The sequence below is a fragment of the Polaribacter marinivivus genome (assembly GCF_042651285.1).
Lineage (GTDB): Bacteria > Bacteroidota > Bacteroidia > Flavobacteriales > Flavobacteriaceae > Polaribacter > Polaribacter marinivivus.
This window is the reverse complement of the sequence record NZ_JBHSCY010000002.1, coordinates 328,482-347,059: the sequence shown is the minus strand read 5'-3', so window position 1 is coordinate 347,059 and position 18,578 is coordinate 328,482. Positions and strand designations below refer to the sequence as shown.

General features: G+C 28.8%; 17 protein-coding genes. 9 read left to right on the top strand and 8 right to left on the bottom strand.

The annotated features are described in order from the left end of the window. Positions 1 to 1,068, top strand: coding sequence for a M20 family metallo-hydrolase (locus tag ACFOWD_RS09625; RefSeq protein WP_377410113.1), 1,068 nt, complete (start codon positions 1 to 3; stop codon positions 1,066 to 1,068). Positions 1,069 to 1,188: 120 nt separating this feature from the next. Next, the gene (gene argH, locus ACFOWD_RS09620) at positions 1,189 to 2,466 is read left to right on the top strand and encodes an argininosuccinate lyase (RefSeq protein ID WP_377410111.1); all 1,278 of its coding nucleotides are present in this window, start codon (positions 1,189 to 1,191) and stop codon (positions 2,464 to 2,466) included. A gap of 95 nt (positions 2,467 to 2,561) precedes the next feature. Here the strand turns inward: argH and ACFOWD_RS09615 are convergent, their stop codons facing one another. From ACFOWD_RS09615 to ACFOWD_RS09595, 5 genes are all read right to left on the bottom strand, one after another. Further along, positions 2,562 to 3,701, bottom strand: a complete 1,140-nt coding sequence (locus ACFOWD_RS09615) for a lycopene cyclase family protein (protein ID WP_377410109.1) — start codon at positions 3,699 to 3,701, stop codon at positions 2,562 to 2,564. Between the two features lie 40 nt (positions 3,702 to 3,741). Further along, positions 3,742 to 4,188 carry a beta-carotene hydroxylase gene (locus tag ACFOWD_RS09610; RefSeq protein ID WP_377410107.1) on the bottom strand — a complete coding sequence of 149 codons (447 nt, stop codon included), beginning with the start codon at positions 4,186 to 4,188 and terminating at the stop codon, positions 3,742 to 3,744. A gap of 2 nt (positions 4,189 to 4,190) precedes the next feature. After that, positions 4,191 to 5,033: a phytoene/squalene synthase family protein gene (locus ACFOWD_RS09605; protein WP_377410105.1), complete on the bottom strand. Its 843-nt coding sequence runs from the start codon at positions 5,031 to 5,033 to the stop codon at positions 4,191 to 4,193. Between the two features lies 1 nt (position 5,034). After that, positions 5,035 to 6,501, bottom strand: a complete 1,467-nt coding sequence (locus ACFOWD_RS09600) for a phytoene desaturase family protein (RefSeq protein WP_377410103.1) — start codon at positions 6,499 to 6,501, stop codon at positions 5,035 to 5,037. Between the two features lie 61 nt (positions 6,502 to 6,562). Continuing rightward, positions 6,563 to 7,456, bottom strand: coding sequence for a MerR family transcriptional regulator (locus ACFOWD_RS09595; RefSeq protein WP_377410101.1), 894 nt, complete (start codon positions 7,454 to 7,456; stop codon positions 6,563 to 6,565). A gap of 117 nt (positions 7,457 to 7,573) precedes the next feature. On the opposite strand from ACFOWD_RS09595, the gene ACFOWD_RS09590 reads away from it, so the two are divergent. From ACFOWD_RS09590 to ACFOWD_RS09580, 3 genes are read left to right on the top strand one after another with little or no spacing between them, the layout of a single operon-like run. Next, positions 7,574 to 8,068 carry an RNA polymerase sigma factor gene (locus tag ACFOWD_RS09590; protein ID WP_298993462.1) on the top strand — a complete coding sequence of 165 codons (495 nt, stop codon included), beginning with the start codon at positions 7,574 to 7,576 and terminating at the stop codon, positions 8,066 to 8,068. Between the two features lie 3 nt (positions 8,069 to 8,071). Continuing rightward, positions 8,072 to 8,716, top strand: a complete 645-nt coding sequence (locus tag ACFOWD_RS09585) for a hypothetical protein (protein WP_377410099.1) — start codon at positions 8,072 to 8,074, stop codon at positions 8,714 to 8,716. A 10-nt stretch (positions 8,717 to 8,726) separates the two neighbouring features. Then, entirely contained in the window at positions 8,727 to 9,212 is a 486-nt protein-coding gene (locus ACFOWD_RS09580) for a hypothetical protein (RefSeq protein ID WP_377410097.1), read from the top strand. Here ACFOWD_RS09580 and ACFOWD_RS09575 read toward each other — a convergent pair. Both ACFOWD_RS09575 and ACFOWD_RS09570 read right to left on the bottom strand, forming a co-directional pair. Continuing rightward, positions 9,209 to 10,228, bottom strand: a complete 1,020-nt coding sequence (locus ACFOWD_RS09575; protein WP_377410095.1) for a threonine aldolase family protein — start codon at positions 10,226 to 10,228, stop codon at positions 9,209 to 9,211. The two genes, ACFOWD_RS09580 and ACFOWD_RS09575, sit on opposite strands and share 4 nt — an antisense overlap. A 13-nt stretch (positions 10,229 to 10,241) precedes the next feature. Then, the gene (locus tag ACFOWD_RS09570) at positions 10,242 to 12,668 is read right to left on the bottom strand and encodes a zinc-dependent metalloprotease (RefSeq protein ID WP_377410093.1); all 2,427 of its coding nucleotides are present in this window, start codon (positions 12,666 to 12,668) and stop codon (positions 10,242 to 10,244) included. Positions 12,669 to 12,754: 86 nt separating this feature from the next. Here ACFOWD_RS09570 and prfB point away from each other — a divergent pair, with 86 nt between their 5' ends. The 3 genes from prfB to ACFOWD_RS09555 all read left to right on the top strand — a co-directional run bounded on the left by prfB (position 12,755) and on the right by ACFOWD_RS09555 (position 16,749). Continuing rightward, complete coding sequence (prfB, locus tag ACFOWD_RS09565; RefSeq protein ID WP_298993470.1) at positions 12,755 to 13,852, top strand: peptide chain release factor 2; 1,098 nt, start codon at positions 12,755 to 12,757, stop codon at positions 13,850 to 13,852. Positions 13,853 to 13,865: 13 nt separating this feature from the next. Further along, positions 13,866 to 14,207, top strand: coding sequence for an arsenate reductase (glutaredoxin) (arsC, locus tag ACFOWD_RS09560; protein ID WP_377410091.1), 342 nt, complete (start codon positions 13,866 to 13,868; stop codon positions 14,205 to 14,207). Positions 14,208 to 14,301: 94 nt separating this feature from the next. Continuing rightward, positions 14,302 to 16,749 (top strand): TonB-dependent receptor domain-containing protein, encoded by a 2,448-nt coding sequence (locus tag ACFOWD_RS09555; RefSeq protein WP_377410088.1) that lies wholly within the window; start codon positions 14,302 to 14,304, stop codon positions 16,747 to 16,749. Positions 16,750 to 16,824: 75 nt separating this feature from the next. Here the strand turns inward: ACFOWD_RS09555 and ACFOWD_RS09550 are convergent, their stop codons facing one another. Further along, positions 16,825 to 16,998, bottom strand: a complete 174-nt coding sequence (locus tag ACFOWD_RS09550) for a hypothetical protein (RefSeq protein WP_298993477.1) — start codon at positions 16,996 to 16,998, stop codon at positions 16,825 to 16,827. 150 nt (positions 16,999 to 17,148) lie between these two features. Here ACFOWD_RS09550 and fumC point away from each other — a divergent pair, with 150 nt between their 5' ends. Beyond that, complete coding sequence (fumC, locus tag ACFOWD_RS09545; RefSeq protein WP_377410086.1) at positions 17,149 to 18,549, top strand: class II fumarate hydratase; 1,401 nt, start codon at positions 17,149 to 17,151, stop codon at positions 18,547 to 18,549. Positions 18,550 to 18,578: the final 29 nt, after the last annotated feature.

Here is an 18,578-nt window from a genome sequence, read left to right as displayed (position 1 = left end):
ATGGAATTAAAAAAACTTACGAAAAATGTTATTCAATTATTGAAAAATTTAATTGAAACTCCTTCATTTTCATCAGAAGAAGAAAATACAGCACTTTTAATTGAAGATTGGTTTACAAAAAATCAAATCCCTTTTCAAAGGACAAAAAATAATGTTTGGGCAACCAACAAATATTTTGATGAAAGCAAACCAACATTATTGCTCAATTCTCATCATGATACTGTAAAACCAAATTCAGCCTATACAAACGATCCTTTTAAAGCGATTGTTGATGGTGATAAATTGTATGGTTTAGGTAGTAATGATGCAGGTGGTTGCTTGGTTTCTTTAATTGCTACTTTTACACATTTTTACGCGCTAGAAAATTTAAAATACAACTTAGTTATAGTTGCTTCTGCTGAAGAAGAAAGTAGTGGTCAAAATGGTTTAAACTCAATGCTGCCTATTATTCCTCATGTTGATGTAGCAATTGTTGGTGAACCCACATTAATGAATTTAGCAGTTGCTGAAAAAGGTTTGGTTGTTTTTGATGCAGTTGTAGCAGGGACTCCAAGTCATGCTGCTCATCCAAATAATAATAATTCAATTTACAACACCATAGAAGTCTTACAATGGTTTAAAGATTTCAAATTCGAAAAATCATCAGAGGCTTTAGGTGATGTAAAAATGACAGTTACTCAAATCAATGCTGGCAAACAACATAATGTGGTTCCTGCTCATGTAGATTTAGTAATTGATGTTCGTGTGAATGATGCCTATTCAAATCAAGAAATTGCAGATATTTTACAAAAAGAAGCGCCTTGCACTAAAATTACTCCAAGAAGTTTACGATTGAACTCCTCTTCTATTGACATAAATCATGATTTGGTAAAAGCAGGAATTGAAATGGGAAGAACAACTTATGGTTCTCCAACCTTATCAGATCAATCTGTGTTGAGTTGCCAATCTTTAAAATTAGGACCTGGAGATAGTACACGTTCACACTCTGCAAATGAATTTATTTACATTTCAGAGATAGAAGAAGGTATTCAGATTTATGTGGAATTGTTAAATCGTGTAATTGTTTAAACAAATTAAAATGTCATTTCGACCTTGTGGAGAAATCTAAAAGAGATTTTTCGACTTCACTTTGTTTCGCTCAAAATGACAAACTAAAGACTAATGTCTAACAGCTAAAGACTAAAAATTATGAAACTTTGGGATAAAGGATTTTCAATAGACAAACAAATAGAAAACTTTACAGTGGGTAATGACAGAGAAATTGACATACATATCGCAAAATATGATGTACAAGCCTCTTTAGCACACGCTATAATGTTGGAATCTATTGGAATTATTACTGCTGATGAATTGGCTGACTTAAAAAAAGGCTTAAATGAATTGGCTGTTGATATTGAAAACGGAACGTTTATTATCGAAGATTCTTTTGAAGATGTACATTCTAAAATTGAGTGGGAACTAACCAACAAATTAGGTGAAGTTGGTAAAAAAATTCATACTGCTCGTTCTAGAAATGATCAGGTTTTAGTGGCTTTACAGTTGTATTACAAAGAGAATTTAGCTATTGTAAATGCTAAAGTAAAAACTTTGTTTGATACTTTATTAAACCTTGCTTATACTCACAAAGACAGCTTATTACCTGGTTATACGCATTTGCAAGTGGCAATGCCTTCATCATTTGGATTATGGTTTTCTGCCTATGCAGAATTATTAATTGATGATGTGTATGTATTAAATGCAGTTTCAAAAGTAGTGGACCAAAATCCTTTGGGTTCTGCTGCTGGTTATGGAAGCTCCTTCCCTATTGATAGAGAATTAACTACCAAGGAATTAGATTTTGCTACCTTAAAATACAATGTAGTTGCTGCCCAATTAAGCAGAGGAAAAAGTGAACGTTCAATAGCTTCTGCTTTAGGTGGATTATGTAATACAATGGCTCGTTTTGCAATGGATGTGTGTTTGTACATGAGCCAGAATTTTGGGTTTATCACTTTTCCAGATGAATTAACCACAGGTAGTAGCATTATGCCTCACAAGAAAAATCCTGATGTGTTTGAATTGATTCGTGGAAAATGTAATAAAATTCAAGCTTTGCATTCTGAAATGTTACTAATAACCAATAATTTGCCAACAGGTTACCACAGAGATTTTCAGTTATTAAAAGAAAACATTATTGCTGCTTTTGAAGATGTAAAAGACATTTTAGACATATTCAATTACTCCATACAACAAGTTATTGTAAAAGATATCGATTTAAATGATGAGAAATACCAATATTTATTTACGGTAGATTCTATCAATAATTTAGTAATAGAAGGAATGTCTTTTAGAGAAGCCTATCAACAAATTGGTGGTCAAGTGCAAGCAGGAACTTACAAACCAGATTTAGGGAAACAACATTCTCATATTGGAAGTATTCATAATTTAGCATTGGATAAGATTCGTGACAAATTTCCTAAAAATTAAGATGTTTAGATATGTGAGTCTGAATATAAGTCGTTTTAATAATATATATTCAAAGTAAACGAAGTTATCCGTAAAAAACTTTAGAAATAATCAACTTAAAACATCCTTTTTAATAAAGCTTTTGTAAATAAGCCTACAGGCATTTTTAACTGTATACTTAAATCTTCTAAAAAAGTTGTTTCTTCGTCTAAAAACTTTAAGATTTTGGTAGGATGATTTTTTTGAAACATTTGTCCAAAAATAGAAGCACCTAACTCATTTCTCTTGCTTAAAATATCTAGCAATAATAAATCATACAACCAAAATTTATTCACTTTATGAAACTGAGTTAATGGTTTATTTGCTTTGATATAATTTAACAATTCTGCAGTTTTTTTTGTCGTGTTTTTAAAGGTAAAACCAGTACTTGCTTTGCTCCAACCACCAGCAGTACCAATATGAATAATGTTTTTAGAATTGTGCTTCCAAAACTTATAAGAGGTCATAGGTATGGAACCCTGTTCTTTTTCTATAATCTCATAATCTGTTATATTCTTTTCTGATAAGTAATTTTCTATTTCTATTACATAATCATCATAAGATAAAAGATCTTTAGAAAACAATGTATATTCAAATAGAGCTTCATTTTTTGTATAGGGAAGTATATACATAAAACGAGTATTACCTTTTTGAGAGACTGTAAAATCCATAAAAGTTGCAGCAGAATCATCAAAAACATTCTCTTCAGTTTTAATAAAAAAACCAACAAAATGTTGCTGAATTAAAGGATATTCTGATTGTTGCTTGTAGTCATTTGAAAATAAAACACTATTTAAAACTGTACTAGATGTATATACTTGTTCACTTGTTACAACTTCAGCTATATTGTCTAATTGGTTAACATGGGTAACATCTGCCTTTTTAAAAGTAATATTTGATTTTAGTACTAATTGATTCCATATTTTAGTGTAGAAATTTGAACTTCTTATCATTTTATATTGATAAGGAGCTATATTTTCTTGAGTGGAATAAATGTCGCTTTTAAAAATTATAGTATTCCAATTTTTACTTACAATATCTTGCCATTCATCATTTTTATCTTCCCAATAACACCAAGTTCTGTCATTTTTATTTTTCTTCTCTTTATCTAAAATTAAAATGTTTTTATCATCAAAAAATACATCTTTAGACATTCTATATGCCATCATTAAACCAGATGCACCAGCACCAATTATTATGTAGTCAAAATTTTTCAATGAATAAAATTGGAAAACGAATTAAAGAAAAAAAGAGCAATTATAACTGCTCTTTAAAATATTTTATAGGTACAAATAACATCCCAAAACATTGGCTGTCTTCTTTTCCCATGTTTTTATGATGTACTTTGTGTGCTTTACGTAAAGCTTTTAAGTACCAATTGTTAGTTCGCTTAAACCATTTAAAACGTTGATGTATTAATACGTCATGAATTAAAAAATAAGCTATACCATATAATAAAATACCTAAGCCAATAAAAAATAAAAACCTGTATTCTGTGTAAGTACCAAATAAAAATAATAACATACTAGGTACTGCAAAAACAACAAAAAAAGCATCGTTTTTTTCAAATACATGAGGATATCCTGGTTCATGATGATCTTCGTGTAAAAACCATCCAAAACCATGCATTATATATTTATGAGTACACCAAGTGATACCTTCCATTAAAACAAAAACACCTAAAGTGATTAAAGCGTATATCATTTCTAAATAATATTCAATTTATATTTTACGTAACTTCTTGCTAATAAATTAATTTTCATTGGGTCAGAAATACGAATTCTAGTATCCATTATTTTTTCTGATGGTACAGATTTTAATTTTTTTAATAATCTTCTATAATATCTGTAAGCCATATAAACTCCAAATTTAGCTTCAACAGGTAATTTTAAAATTCCATGTTTGTATGCATAATCAAAATCTGCCTCAATTTCATCAACAATTAATTGTTTAGACTTAGCATTTAATTGCCCTAAATCTATATTTGGGAAATAAGAACGATTTAAAACTTCGAAATCGTCTTTTAAATCTCTTAAAAAATTTACTTTTTGAAAAGCTGAACCTAAACGCATTGCTGCATCTTTTAATTCATTATACTTATTATCATCACCATTTACAAAGACCTTTAAACACATTAAACCTACAACATCTGCAGAACCATAAATGTATTCTTCATATTCTGCTTTTGTTTGATATTCAGTTTTATGCAAATCTGCTTTCATGCTTTTTAAAAAAGCTTGAACCATATGATCTTCTATATTATACTTTCTTACTGTCTGTTGAAAAGAATTTAAAATAGGATTTAAACTTATACCTGCTTTGTGTGCAGCATAATAATCGTTTTCGAACTGAGACATTAATTTTTCTTTTTCATATTCATGAAATGTGTCTACAATTTCATCTGCAAAGCGAACAAAACCATAAATATTATAAATATCATTTCTGATAGCTGGAGAAAGCATATTTACAGCTAAAGAAAAGGAGGTACTGTAGCTTTTAGTTACTAGCTTGCTACAGTTTTCTGAAACAGTATCGAATAATTCTTTCATTTTAAGATTTATTTTTAATGATTAAATCAGAAGCTATTTTACCAGATATTAATGCTGGAGGAACTCCAGGACCAGGTACAGTTAATTGTCCTGTAAAATATAGGTTTTTCACTTTTTTACTCTTTATTTTTGGTCTTAAAAATGCTGTTTGCATTAAGATATTTGCCAAACCATAAGCATTACCTTTATAAGAATTGTATTCTTTTATAAAATCATTCACGCAAAATGACTTCTTAAAAATAATACTTTTTCTAACATCTTGGCCAGTTAACTTCTCTAATCTTTCTAAAATTTTATTAAAATATTTTTCTCTCAACTCTTCTGTATCTTCTAAACCAGGTGCTAGTGGTATTAAAAAAGTACCTGCTTCTTTTCCTTCAGGAGCTAATGAATCATCAGTTATACTTGAGAAGCTTGCATAAAATAAAGGATTTTTAGGCCATTTTGGAGTATCATAAATATCCTTTGCATGAATATCAAAATCAGTATCAAAAAATAAAGTATGATGACATACATTTTTTATTTTTTTATCAAATCCAACATAAAACAATAACGAAGAAGGTGCAAATGTCTTTTTAGACCAATATTTTTCTGAATATTGTCTTAAGTTATTATCTAATAATTGTTCTGTATGATGATAATCTGCTCCACTCAACACTAAATCTGTAGCTATTTCTTCTCCATTAACTTGTAATGCTTTCACAGCATTATTGCTATCTGTTACGATTTTATCTACAGCTGCATTAGTAACAAATTCTACACCCAAACTCTTGGCTAAAGAAACCATTCCTTCAACTACTTTATACATACCACCTTTTGGATGCCAAGTACCTAATCCAAAATCTGCATAATTCATAAAATTATAAAATGCTGGAGTATTACTAGGTTTTGCACCTAAAAATAGAACTGGAAATTCTAAAATTTGAATTAATTTATTGCTTTTAATATTTTTTCTAACATCTTTTCTAATAGTAGAAAAAAACTGAGAAACTCTTGCAATAGTTTCTTTTGACACTAACTCTAGAGGCGAAATACCAGGTTTATAAACCATCTTTTTTACTGCTATATCATAATTTTCTCTAGCTGAAGCTAAAAAGGACTTTAAATGCTTAGAACTTCCTTTTTCCTCATCTTCAAAAATCTTATAGATAGCATCTAAATTACCAGGAACAGTTATGGAGTCATTTACATCAAAATAAACTTGATAACCAGGTTTTAATCTATCTAGTTGATAAAAATCATTGGGTTTTTTTCCAAAATCTGCGAAAAATTTCTCAAAAACATCTGGCATCCAGTACCAAGTAGGGCCAATATCGAAAGTAAAGCCCATGTTTTTATATTGTCTAGCTCTACCTCCTAAAGTATCATTTTTCTCTAAAACTGTTACTTTGTAACCAGCTTTTGCTAGGTAACTTGCTGCTGATAATGATGAAAAACCAGAGCCTATAATGTGTACGCTTCTATTCATAAAATATTTTGTTTAACAAAAATAACTTTTAATGAAACAAAATTAAAAGTAATTTGATTTTTTATAAGACTTTTAACAAATCTGAAATAGAGTCGTAGAGTTTTATGTTAGATCCTAATTCTAAATGTTTAATTTTTTTAATTTTTCTTCCAGTAGCAATAAAACTGTTTTTAGTGTTATCCATTACTTCATCTATTTCTGCAAAATATTCTTCAACCTTATCATCATAAGGTTGAATAGTTAATGAAGTTACAAAACATATTTCTCTACCACTTTCTAAAAAGTAATTTAAATTATTTAAAGGTAAACTTTGACCTAAATATATTGTATGATGACCTCTTAATACTAATTCATAATTCAAATAAAGTAAACCTAATTCATGTATTTCATTTTCAGGTAAAAATAAAACATAGGTTTTGTTACTATCATTAATACTGTATTGAAGTTTTTCGGTATTAATTTGAATTTTTTGAGCTATTAAATTAGATATAAAATGTTCGTGAGCAGGTAATAATGTATCAGTTTGCCATAATAAACCAATATGGTCTAAAAATGGAATGAAAACATCTTTAAAAATTTCTCTAAACGTTTTTTTATGAAGTAATTTATTGTAAGTATTATTAAATAAAATCTTATCAAACTGAAACATTGAAACTTTAAAAGAGTTTATAGCTTCATCATTAATAGCAATATTAAACGCTAATTCTCTAGATTTTAAAATAATGTCTTCTTCAGACATTGCTGCAATCTTAGATATTTTAAAATTATTTTTATTTAACAAAACAATGTTTAACAACTTCGTTAAATTTTCTTGACTGTAATATCTAATATTGGTTTCTGTTCTCTGAGGCTCTAGTAAATTGTAGCGCTTTTCCCATATTCTAATAGTATGTGCTTTAATACCAGAAATATTTTCAAGGTCTTTTATTGTAAAATCTTGCTTAATATTGTTCAACTTATTCTTTTTTGAGTTGAACAAATTTAATTATTTTTTTATTTAATCAACATTTTTTATGAAAAATGTAACATTTTTGTGTAAAACTTAACTAATAGAGTAACTAACTATTTACAGGTGCAGAAAGATTTAGAGGAAAAATTTTTATCAGATTTTGAAAAAAATCAAAATATTGCTCATAAAATTTGTAGGGTATATACTACAAATCAAAATGCGCATAATGATTTATTTCAGGAAATAACAATTCAACTTTGGAAAAACTACCCAAAGTTTAGAGGTGATTCTAAATTTAGTACTTGGATGTATAGAGTAGCTTTAAATACAGCAATATCACTATATAGAAAATCAACTAGAAGGGTTAAAACACAAGATATAAGTGATGTGGCTTACAAAATATCATCTACACCTTATGATGATACAGAAGAAGCACAATTAAAAGCATTGTATAAAGCCATTCACAAATTAAATGATATTGACAAGGCGCTTATTTTTCTTTATTTAGAAGATAAACCTTATAAAGAAATATCTGAGGCATTAGGTATAACTTCTGTAAATGCAAGAGTAAAGATGAACAGAGCCAAAGAAAAATTAAAAAACATACTAAACCCATAAATTATGGATGTATTAGATAAATATAAAAAAGCTTGGGTAAATCAGCCAGAAGATAATAAACAATTGTCTTCTAAAGAAATTTATAAATTAGCACATTCTAGTTCATCTTCTTTAGTTAAGTGGATTTTTATTATTGGAATTTTAGAATTTATATTCTGGGGTGTTATTAACTTTCTTGTTCCTGATAGTTTTTATAAAATTTATGAAGATTTAAATTTAGAAACTTTCTTACAAGTTTTTACAGTATTTCATTACATTATTTTAATTGCTTTTTTGTACCTATTTTATCAAAATTACACTAATATTTCATTAGTGGATAATACCAAAAAACTCATAAAAAAGATATTAAAAGTTAGAAAAACAGTAAATTATTATGTGTATTATAATTTGGCTATTATTGTTTTAGTAAGCTTTGTTATTAATGCAAAAATATTCTCTAATCCAGAAAAACATTTAGATATTATAAATCCAGATAATTTAGCAATGGATTTAAGTCAAATTGTAACAATCTCTATAATAAGTCAAATAATTGCAGTTATTGTAATACTGGTTTTATTCTGGTTATTTTATAAATTGATTTATGGTATTTTCTTGAGAAAACTAAATAAAAATTACAAAGAATTATCTAAATTAGACGAATCAAATTAAAGTTTTATTTATGAAAAAGATATTATTATTTGTTTTTTTAGGGATTTCTTTTATTTCTTTTAGTCAACAAAAATCAGATTTTTGGGATAATGTAAGGTTTGGTGGAGGCTTTACTTTAGGCTTTGGTAGTCAAACTACTGTTGGTATTTCACCAAGTGCTATTTATGATTTTAACAATGGGCTAGCAATTGGAGCAGGTGTTGGTTATTTATATAGTGAAATCAATGATTTTACCTCTAATGTATACAGTACTAGTATTATAAGTTTATATCAAACAAATTTTAACCTTCAATTTTCATCAGAGTTCGATTATTATTTTGCTAACCAATCTACTTTTAATGGTGGTAGTGTAAGTACAAATTTTCCAGCATTACATTTAGGAGTAGCTTTTAACCAAGGCAGATTTGCTGTAGGAGTTCGTTATGACGTTTTATATGACGAAAACAAAAGTATTTTTGCTTCTCCAATTTCTCCTGTTGTTCGTTTCTATTTCTAAAAATTCTTCAACTCCTTTAATAAGATTTCATGCATTTGGTCAGTATAATCTAAATGTGTAGTAATTCTTATTTTACCTTCACCCATAGGTGTTAAAAGTATATTTTTTGATTTCATTTTATCAATAAAATTATCAGCACCAATCTTGTCATCAACATAAAAAATAAGAATATTAGTTTCTACTGGTTCTATTTTAGAAATGTAACTACAACTCTCTAACACCTCAGCTATTTCTTTTGCTTTTTGATGATCGCTAGCTAATCGTTCTATATTATTATCTAAAGCATAATTTGCTGCTGCTGCTAAAAAACCAACTTGTCTCATACCTCCACCTAACAACTTTCTTATTCTTACAGCCTTTTGCATCATGTTTTTAGGACCTAATAACATAGAACCAATAGGAGCTCCTAAACCTTTTGAAAAGCAAATTGAAATTGTATCAAACAATTTTCCATATTGTTGAGGCGTTTCGTTTTTTGCAACTAATGCATTAAATAAACGAGCTCCATCTAAGTGAAAACCTAAATTATTTTTTTTAGCTTCTGCATGTATTTTTTTAATTTCTTCAAAATCCCAGCAAGCTCCTCCTCCTTTATTTGTAGTGTTTTCTAGGCAAATAAGTTTTGTAAAAGGTAAATATATTTCTGGCTTTACAGCTGCAACATCTTTTATTTGCTCTGCAGTAAACATACCTCTATTACCATCAACTAATTTACAAGTAACTCCAGAATTAAAAGCTACTCCTCCACTTTCATAATTATAAATATGTGCATATTTATCACAGATTACTAAGTCTCCAGGTTGTGTGTGTAATTTAATAGCTGCTTGATTTGCCATTGTTCCTGATGGAAAAAAAAGTGCACTTTCCATACCAAAAAGTGTAGCTACTTTATCTTGTAAAGCATTAACTGTAGGATCCATACTAAAAACATCATCACCTACTTTGGCACTCAACATAGCATCTAACATACCTTTAGAAGGCTTAGTTACAGTATCTGAAATTAAATCTATTATCATGTTTCTATTTAATTTAATTCTTATAATCTGTTCCTATAGGAGATCCATCTGGAATTTGAGGAGCAGATATTTTTTTGAACGAAGTTGGATTCTTTAAATAATTACTGATCATTTTACTCATAGCATTATCGTAAATTTTTTGAGTACCCTTAGATTTTTTAGTATCTAATAAAGATTTAATATCCTCTAATTTTGATAAAACAATCGCATTTACTTGTTTATACTGATTTTTATACACACCTAAATAAAATATTTGCTCTAAAACTTCAGTATTAATTATATTTTGCAATTCTTGATGATAAGAGTTTTTATGATTCTTTTTAATAGTACTTTCTATTAACTTATCTATCAACTCTTCTAAACCTAACTGTGTTTCATTTAAACTTTTATGAGCTATAAGTCTTGACATTCTTTGTGGATTTAACAGCAATTCTAAGCTCATTTCAGAAGCTGTTTCTACAGCAGAAAATGCATCAAAAGCAATACCTGTTTTACTCTTAAAAGACTCACGACTTCTACCATAACCAATGGCTCTTGGTGGAAATAAGTCTAGTTTTTGTTTAGGTATTGCAATTTCGTTAACATCAATAGTTTTTAAAACAGCTTGTAAAGCATTTCTTTCTGTAGTTCCAGAAATCATTTTTACTGGGTTTTGGTTACCTCCTTTAACAGCATAACTATATTCTAAACCACCTATTAATTTTGTAGTAGCTTCTGTTTGATATCTATGAAAAAAATACAAAGGCACAAAAACGTCTTCTAAAACAGAATATGGCTGACCAGCTTTAATATTATCTATTGAAAAGTTTTCTATAGCCTTTTTTCTAACATTTAAAACGTTGTATAATTCATCATAGATGTTATCTCCATTATCCCATAAATGAGCAGCTCCACTTGCACTTCCTTGTGGTCTTGCATCAGAATCAGATAAATATTTTAATCCGTTAGAAAAAGCATTTTCTAATATTTTATTTAACTCTTCTTTTTCATTTTTACCCTCAGGAAAATCTTGATAAGAATAGGCTACTGCTACTTTGTCCCAAGCTCCAATTTTGGTGTCATAAGCATCAGAAAAATCAATTTTACCATCTTTTAAACTAATTTTAGGATGTGGATAATCCATTACAGAAGTTCTACCATTTGTACTCGCAGAAAAATTATGGGCAAAACCTAATGTATGACCAATTTCGTGAGCAGATAATTGCCTTATTCTTGCAATTGCCATTTCTAAAGCAAATTTATCGTCTACTGAATTATTCTTGTAAGGTGCTTGCAAAGCTTGTGCTATTAAAAAATCTTGACGAATTCTTAAACTCCCTAAACTTACATGCCCTTTAATTATTTCTCCAGTTCTAGGATCTGATATACTTGCACCATAACTCCAACCTCTAGTACTTCTATGAACCCACTGAACTACATTATACCTTAAATCTAACATATCTGCACCTTCAGGAAGCATTTTAAATTGAAAAGCATTTTTATAACCAGCTGCTTCAAAAGCTTGATTCCACCAACGTCCACCATCTAACAAAGCACTCCTTACTGGTTCTGGAGTTCCTCTGTCTAAATAGTAAATAATAGGTTCTTTAGCTTCAGATACAGCTGCATTTGGGTCTTTCTTTTCTAAACGATGTCTATAAATAAAACGCTTTGTAATTGATTCATTTACAGGTGTTGAATAATCCATATAAGACATTGGAAAGGATCCTGAACGTGGATCAAACTTTCTAGGTTTATAATTATTATCTGGTAATTCTACAAAAGAATGATGTTGATGAACAGTTACTGCACTTGCATCTGGAGTAACACTTCTAATGTTATATCCTCTTGGAGTTCCTTTAAATGTTAACATTACATCAAACTCAACATTTTTAGGAAATGCTTTTGTTCTTTCTAAATGAAAAGCGCTTCTACTTTTATCTAAACTATAATTACCTTGATTATTTCTAGCTAAAGTTCTAGCTACACCAAAAGCATCTCTCATAAAAAAAGAGGTGGCATCAATTAAAAAAGTATTATTCTTTTCTTCTTTAATTATAAATCCGTGTAAAACAGATTTCGCAAAAGCTTCTTTTATAGATTGCTTTTCTTCTCTATTATCTGTTATTGCTCTATAATCTTGGTTAGGTTGTATTAACAATAACTTATTACCTACTTTTTTAAAATGTACTACTACTCCACCTCCAAGTTTACCTCTATCCAAACCAATATCATTTGAGCCAATACCTTCAGACAATGCATTTACGTATAAAAATTCGTCATTTAATTTATCTATTTCTAAATAAACTTTATCAGAGTTTTCATCATAATAAAAATTAAAGTAACCTTCATATTTGGTAATACCTTTCTTTAATTTATTAGATGATTTTTCTGTTAAAAATTGAGAATAACTAGAAGTTGTTAAATTTAAAAAAGCAATAAGAAATAGTAATTTTTTCATGAATAAATTATTTTCTATAAAACTATGAAATAAGGTTTAGTTTTAAAACACGAAATCTTAAAAATTCATTTATTTTTGCTCAACTTATGATTACACAAGACCAACTTAAAGATATATCTACAAGAATTAGCAAGCTTAAAGGTTATTTAGAAATTGATAAAAAATTAATTGAAATAACTAACGAAGAAGAAAAAACTGCTAACCCAGATTTTTGGAATAATCCAAAAGAAGCAGAAAAGTTGATGAAAGATTTACGTTTTAAGAAAAAATGGGTAGAAGATTATAATAAGGTTATTACATTTAATGAAGACTTAAATGTTTTGTATGATTTTTACAAAGAAGACGAAGTTGATGAAAAAGAATTAGAAGAACAATTTGATAAAACTATTTCTTTTTTAGAAGATATAGAATTTAAAAATATGCTTTCAGATGAAGGTGATTCTTTATCAGCAACATTACAAATAACAGCTGGAGCTGGAGGAACAGAAAGTTGTGACTGGGCAGAAATGTTATTTAGAATGTACACAATGTGGTCAGAAAAACAAGGCTTTAAATTAAAAACACTTAACTATCAAGCAGGTGATACTGCTGGCATTAAAACAGTTACTGTAGAAATAGAAGGCGATTATGCTTTTGGTTGGTTAAAAGGCGAAAATGGTGTGCACAGATTGGTACGTATTTCTCCTTTCGATTCTAATGCAAAACGTCATACAAGTTTTGCTTCTGTTTATGTTTATCCTGTTGCAGATGAAAGTATAGAGATTGATATAAATCCTGCAGATATAGAAATAACTACAGCTCGTTCTTCTGGTGCAGGAGGCCAAAATGTAAACAAAGTAGAAACTAAAGTTCAATTATTACATAAACCAACAGGTATACAAATACAGTGCTCAAACTCAAGATCTCAGCATGATAATAGAGCTACAGCTTTACAAATGTTAAAATCTCAATTGTATGAGATAGAATTACAAAAACAACAAGCTGCAAGAGATGATATTGAAGCTAACAAAATGAAAAATGAATGGGGAAGCCAAATAAGAAACTATGTAATGCATCCTTATAAATTGGTGAAAGATGTTAGAACTGCTCATGAAACAGGAAATGTAGATGCTGTAATGGATGGTAATATTCAACCATTTTTAAAAGCATACTTAATGTTAAATGGACAAAAAACAGAAGATTAAAAGCTAAAATAAAATGATTAAAATATATCACAATCCACGTTGTAGAAAATCTAGAGAAGGACTACAAATCTTAGAAAACTCAGGTAAAGAATTTGAAATAATTAAATATTTAGAAGATATTCCTTCAGAAGAAGAATTAGCAAAAATTATAAAAAAACTAAATATTAATCCTATACAATTAGTACGCAAAAACGAAAAAGTTTGGAAAGAAAACTTTAAAGGAAAAGATTTATCTTATCATGAAATTGTAAAAGCAATGATAGAAAATCCTAAGCTAATAGAGCGTCCAATTGTAATTAATAACAATAAAGCAGTTATAGGAAGACCACCAGAAACTATCTTAGAATATATCTAAATAATGTAACTTAAAATTGTTTAACTTTTTTTTAACCATTTTAAACTAAACTAAAAAGGAAATTTGCAGTCATAATAAAAAAACCCAACTAGTTTTGACAAAAAAATACACATTCTTTAGTTTAGCTTTTTTCTTCGTATTAACAGCTTTTTCTCAAAAAACAATTACTATAAGTGGTAAAATTATTGATGCTTTATCTAAACAACCTTTAGAGTATGCTACTATTGTAATTAAAAATACAGAAACCCAAAAAATTTCTGGAGGTATTACAGATGCTAAAGGTATTTTTAGTGTAAAAACACCTGCTGGATTTTATGAAATAAGTGTAGAATTTATCTCATTTAAATCAAAAAAATACCCAAAACAAAATATTACTAAAGATTTAGATTTGGGTACAATTACTTTATCTGAAGATTCTAAGTCTTTAGATGAAGTTGTAATTATAGCAGAAAAAACAACTGTAGATATAAGATTAGATAAAAAGGTATTTAATATAGGTAAAGACCTTTCTATTAGAGGAGGAAATGCAAGTGATGTTTTAGGAAATGTACCTTCTGTGCAAGTAGATGTAGAAGGAACAGTTAGTTTACGTGGTAATGAAAATGTAACTATTTTAATAGATGGTAGACCAAGTGCTTTAGTAGGTTTAAATGGTGCTGAAGCTTTAAGACAAATCCCTGCAGAAGCAATCGAAAAAGTTGAAGTAATAACCTCTCCATCAGCAAGATATGATGCAGAAGGTACTGCTGGAATTTTAAATATTATTTTAAGAAAAAATAAATTAACTGGTTTTAATGGATCTTTACAATTAGATTTAGGATATCCTGAAAGATTGGGTACAGCTTTTAATGCAAACTGGAGAACAAAAAAATGGAATCTTTTTACAAATACAGGTTTTAGATATAATGAAACTCCAGGTAATGCTTTAAGCGAATCTAATTTTTTATCATCAAATGCTCAGAATGCGTTAGTAGTTGAGCAAAGAAATTTTGGTAGATTAGGTAGATCTATTTTTACAAGTTTTGGTGCAGAATATTATTTATCACAAAATTCAAGTATAATTGGTAATATCGTCTTTAATGGAGGTAATGATGATGATGTAAACACTAATGATATTGATAGATTTGATGCTAATGGAAATATCAATGAAGCTACTTTTAGAACAGAAGCTGAAGGAGAAGATGAAAACAGACTTCAATACACTTTAGATTATGTAAATACTTTTGATGGCAAAGGAAAAAAGCTTTCTATTAATTTACAATATTCTACAGAAATGGAAGATATTTTAAATAATATTACAGAAATAGACACTCAATCAAATATTTTAAATGATTTAGAACAAGTTATTGAAGAACAGAATGAAGATAGAGCTCTTTTACAAATAGATTATGTACATCCTGTAGGTGAAAACATTCAATATGAAGCTGGTTATAGAGGAAATTATAGAGACATCTTTAACAGCTTTTACTTAGCAGAAAGACAAGTTTTTCCTGATGGACCTCTAGTACCAGATGCAGGCTTAAATAATTCTTTTAATTATGAAGAATTTGTAAATGCTGCATACTTTCAATATGGTCAAAAATTTAATAAAATATCTTTCTTAGGAGGTTTACGTTATGAATATACCACAACTGAAATTGTTCAGCAAACATCTACCACTAGCAGTAAAAGAAATTATGGAAACTTATTTCCTACTGTAAATCTTGGTTATGAGTTTAGAGATGGTGAAAACATGACTATTGGTTATAATAGAAGAATTAGAAGACCTAGAGGAAGAAATTTAAACCCTTTTCCAAGTAGATCTAGTGAAGCTAATATTTATACAGGTAATGTTAATTTAAACCCTGTAATTACAGATGCTTTTGACATTGGTTATTTAAAAAGATGGGATAAATTTACATTAAGTACCTCTTTATATTATAACATAAGTAATGATAATTGGGAAAGAATCCAAGAAGACACAGGAGATGTAACAGATAATGGAGATCCAATAACAAGAAGATTCCCAATAAACTTATCAACCCAAGAACGTTTAGGATTAGAATTTACTTTAAATTATAGACCTTTTAAGATTTGGAATATTAATAGTGATTTTAACCTTTTTAGAGTTACTACTGATGGTGATTATACTAATCCAACAACAAACGTTACTCAAAGTTTCGATTTTGAAAACACAGCATTTTTTATCAGATTAAACCAAAAGATAACTTTACCAGGAAAAACAGATTTACAAATTAATACAAACTATAGAGGTCCGTCACAAAATGCTCAAACTAAAAGTCAAGGTGTTTTTAGTATGAATATTGCAGCTAGTAAAGACTTATTTAATGAAAAAGCTTCTATAAGTTTAAACTTTAGTGATGTATTTAATAGTAGAATAAGTAGAAGAACTACAAACATCCCAGGTTTCTTAGACCAATATTCAGAATTTCAATGGAGAGAACCACAATTTAGAGTAAGTTTTGTTTACAGGTTTAATCAGAAAAAAGAAAGATTTAAACCACAAAGAGAAGATAATGGTGGTGAAGATTTTGAAGGATAGAATCTTCCATCAAATAAAAAAAGCGCTAATTTAAAAATTAGCGCTTTTTTTATGATATATTTTTAAAGTAAATCTTTACTTACCTTCAGCAGCTTTTTTAGCTTCTCTTTTTAATTTCATATTTTCCCAAATTGTTCCTCCAATCCAATATGGAACAACAAATGTTAATAAGAATATTAACAACCAAAAACCGGCTGTAAAAATAAACATGAATAAAACTAAACCTGAAAACTCTGAAAATTCTAACATTGTCATTAATATTTAATGATGCAAAAATAAAATATATTTTTTTAAAATCACAATGTCTTTGTAAATATTTATGATACTCTTTTAAAAGAGTAATATTCTAAAAAATCATCTCATATTTTGTAAATTTGCAAAAATTAAATTTCATCTAAAATGACACAATTTCGAGTAGAAAAAGACACAATGGGTAAAGTTAATGTTCCTGCAGATAAATACTGGGGAGCCCAAACAGAACGTTCTCGTAATAATTTTAAGATTGGGGCACCTGCTTCTATGCCTTTAGAGGTAGTTTACGGTTTTGCTTACTTAAAAAAAGCTGCAGCTTATACCAATTGTGAATTGGGTGTACTATCAGTAGAAAAAAGAGATTTAATTACACAAGTTTGTGATGAAATTTTAGAGGGTAAACATGATGATCAATTTCCCCTTGTTATTTGGCAAACTGGCTCAGGTACACAATCTAACATGAATGTAAATGAGGTTATTGCTAACAGAGCTCATGAAATTGCAGGAAAAGTAATTGGTGAAGGAGAGAAAACCATTCAACCAAATGATGATGTAAATAAATCACAATCTTCTAATGACACTTTTCCTACTGGAATGCATATTGCAGCTTACAAGAAAATTGTAGAAACTACAATTCCTGGAATAGAACAACTTAGAGATACTTTAAAAGCAAAATCAGAAGCTTTTAAAGATGTTGTTAAAATAGGAAGAACTCACTTAATGGATGCTACTCCACTTACTTTAGGACAAGAATTCTCAGGTTATGTAGCTCAATTAAACTTTGGTTTAAAAGCATTAAAAAATACTTTAGACCATTTAAGTCAATTAGCTTTAGGAGGCACAGCAGTAGGTACAGGTTTAAATACACCTGCTGGTTATGATGTTTTAGTTGCTAAATATATTGCTGAATTTACAGGAATGCCTTTTGTAACTGCAGAAAATAAATTTGAAGCTCTAGCAGCACACGATGCATTAGTAGAAACGCATGGAGCTTTAAAGCAAATTGCAGTTTCTTTAAATAAAATTGCTAACGATATTCGATTAATGGCTTCTGGCCCAAGATCTGGAATTGGAGAAATTATAATCCCTGCTAATGAACCAGGTTCTTCAATTATGCCTGGTAAAGTGAATCCTACACAGGCTGAAGCAATTACAATGGTTTGTGCTCAAGTTATGGGTAATGATGTTGCAGTTACGATTGGTGGTACACAAGGTCATTATGAATTAAATGTGTTTAAACCAATGATGGCTGCAAATGTTTTACAATCTGCACAATTAATTGGTGATGCATGTGTTTCTTTTGATTTAAATTGTGCTGCTGGTATTGAGCCAAATCATTCTAGAATTAAAGAATTAGTAAATAATTCTTTGATGTTAGTAACTGCTTTAAATACAAAAATTGGGTATTATAAAGCCGCAGAAATAGCTAATACAGCTCATAAAAATGGAACCACTTTAAAAGAAGAAGCAGTAAATTTAGGTTATGTAACTCCAGAAGAATATGATGAGTGGGTAAAACCAGAAGATATGACTGGTAGTTTAAAATAAAAATTATTGAAACCACACAATATAACCGA

Bases quoted from the DNA above. Each gene is read 5' to 3' on its own strand.
- ACFOWD_RS09625 (WP_377410113.1), top strand. From the start codon at position 1: ATGGAATTAAAAAAACTTACGAAAAATGTTATTCAATTATTGAAAAAT.
- argH (WP_377410111.1), top strand. From the start codon at position 1,189: ATGAAACTTTGGGATAAAGGATTTTCAATAGACAAACAAATAGAAAAC.
- ACFOWD_RS09610 (WP_377410107.1), bottom strand. From the start codon at position 4,188: ATGATATACGCTTTAATCACTTTAGGTGTTTTTGTTTTAATGGAAGGT.
- ACFOWD_RS09605 (WP_377410105.1), bottom strand. From the start codon at position 5,033: ATGAAAGAATTATTCGATACTGTTTCAGAAAACTGTAGCAAGCTAGTA.
- ACFOWD_RS09600 (WP_377410103.1), bottom strand. From the start codon at position 6,501: ATGAATAGAAGCGTACACATTATAGGCTCTGGTTTTTCATCATTATCA.
- ACFOWD_RS09585 (WP_377410099.1), top strand. From the start codon at position 8,072: ATGGATGTATTAGATAAATATAAAAAAGCTTGGGTAAATCAGCCAGAA.
- ACFOWD_RS09580 (WP_377410097.1), top strand. From the start codon at position 8,727: ATGAAAAAGATATTATTATTTGTTTTTTTAGGGATTTCTTTTATTTCT.
- ACFOWD_RS09575 (WP_377410095.1), bottom strand. From the start codon at position 10,228: ATGATAATAGATTTAATTTCAGATACTGTAACTAAGCCTTCTAAAGGT.
- ACFOWD_RS09570 (WP_377410093.1), bottom strand. From the start codon at position 12,668: ATGAAAAAATTACTATTTCTTATTGCTTTTTTAAATTTAACAACTTCT.
- prfB (WP_298993470.1), top strand. From the start codon at position 12,755: ATGATTACACAAGACCAACTTAAAGATATATCTACAAGAATTAGCAAG.
- arsC (WP_377410091.1), top strand. From the start codon at position 13,866: ATGATTAAAATATATCACAATCCACGTTGTAGAAAATCTAGAGAAGGA.
- ACFOWD_RS09550 (WP_298993477.1), bottom strand. From the start codon at position 16,998: ATGTTAGAATTTTCAGAGTTTTCAGGTTTAGTTTTATTCATGTTTATT.
- fumC (WP_377410086.1), top strand. From the start codon at position 17,149: ATGACACAATTTCGAGTAGAAAAAGACACAATGGGTAAAGTTAATGTT.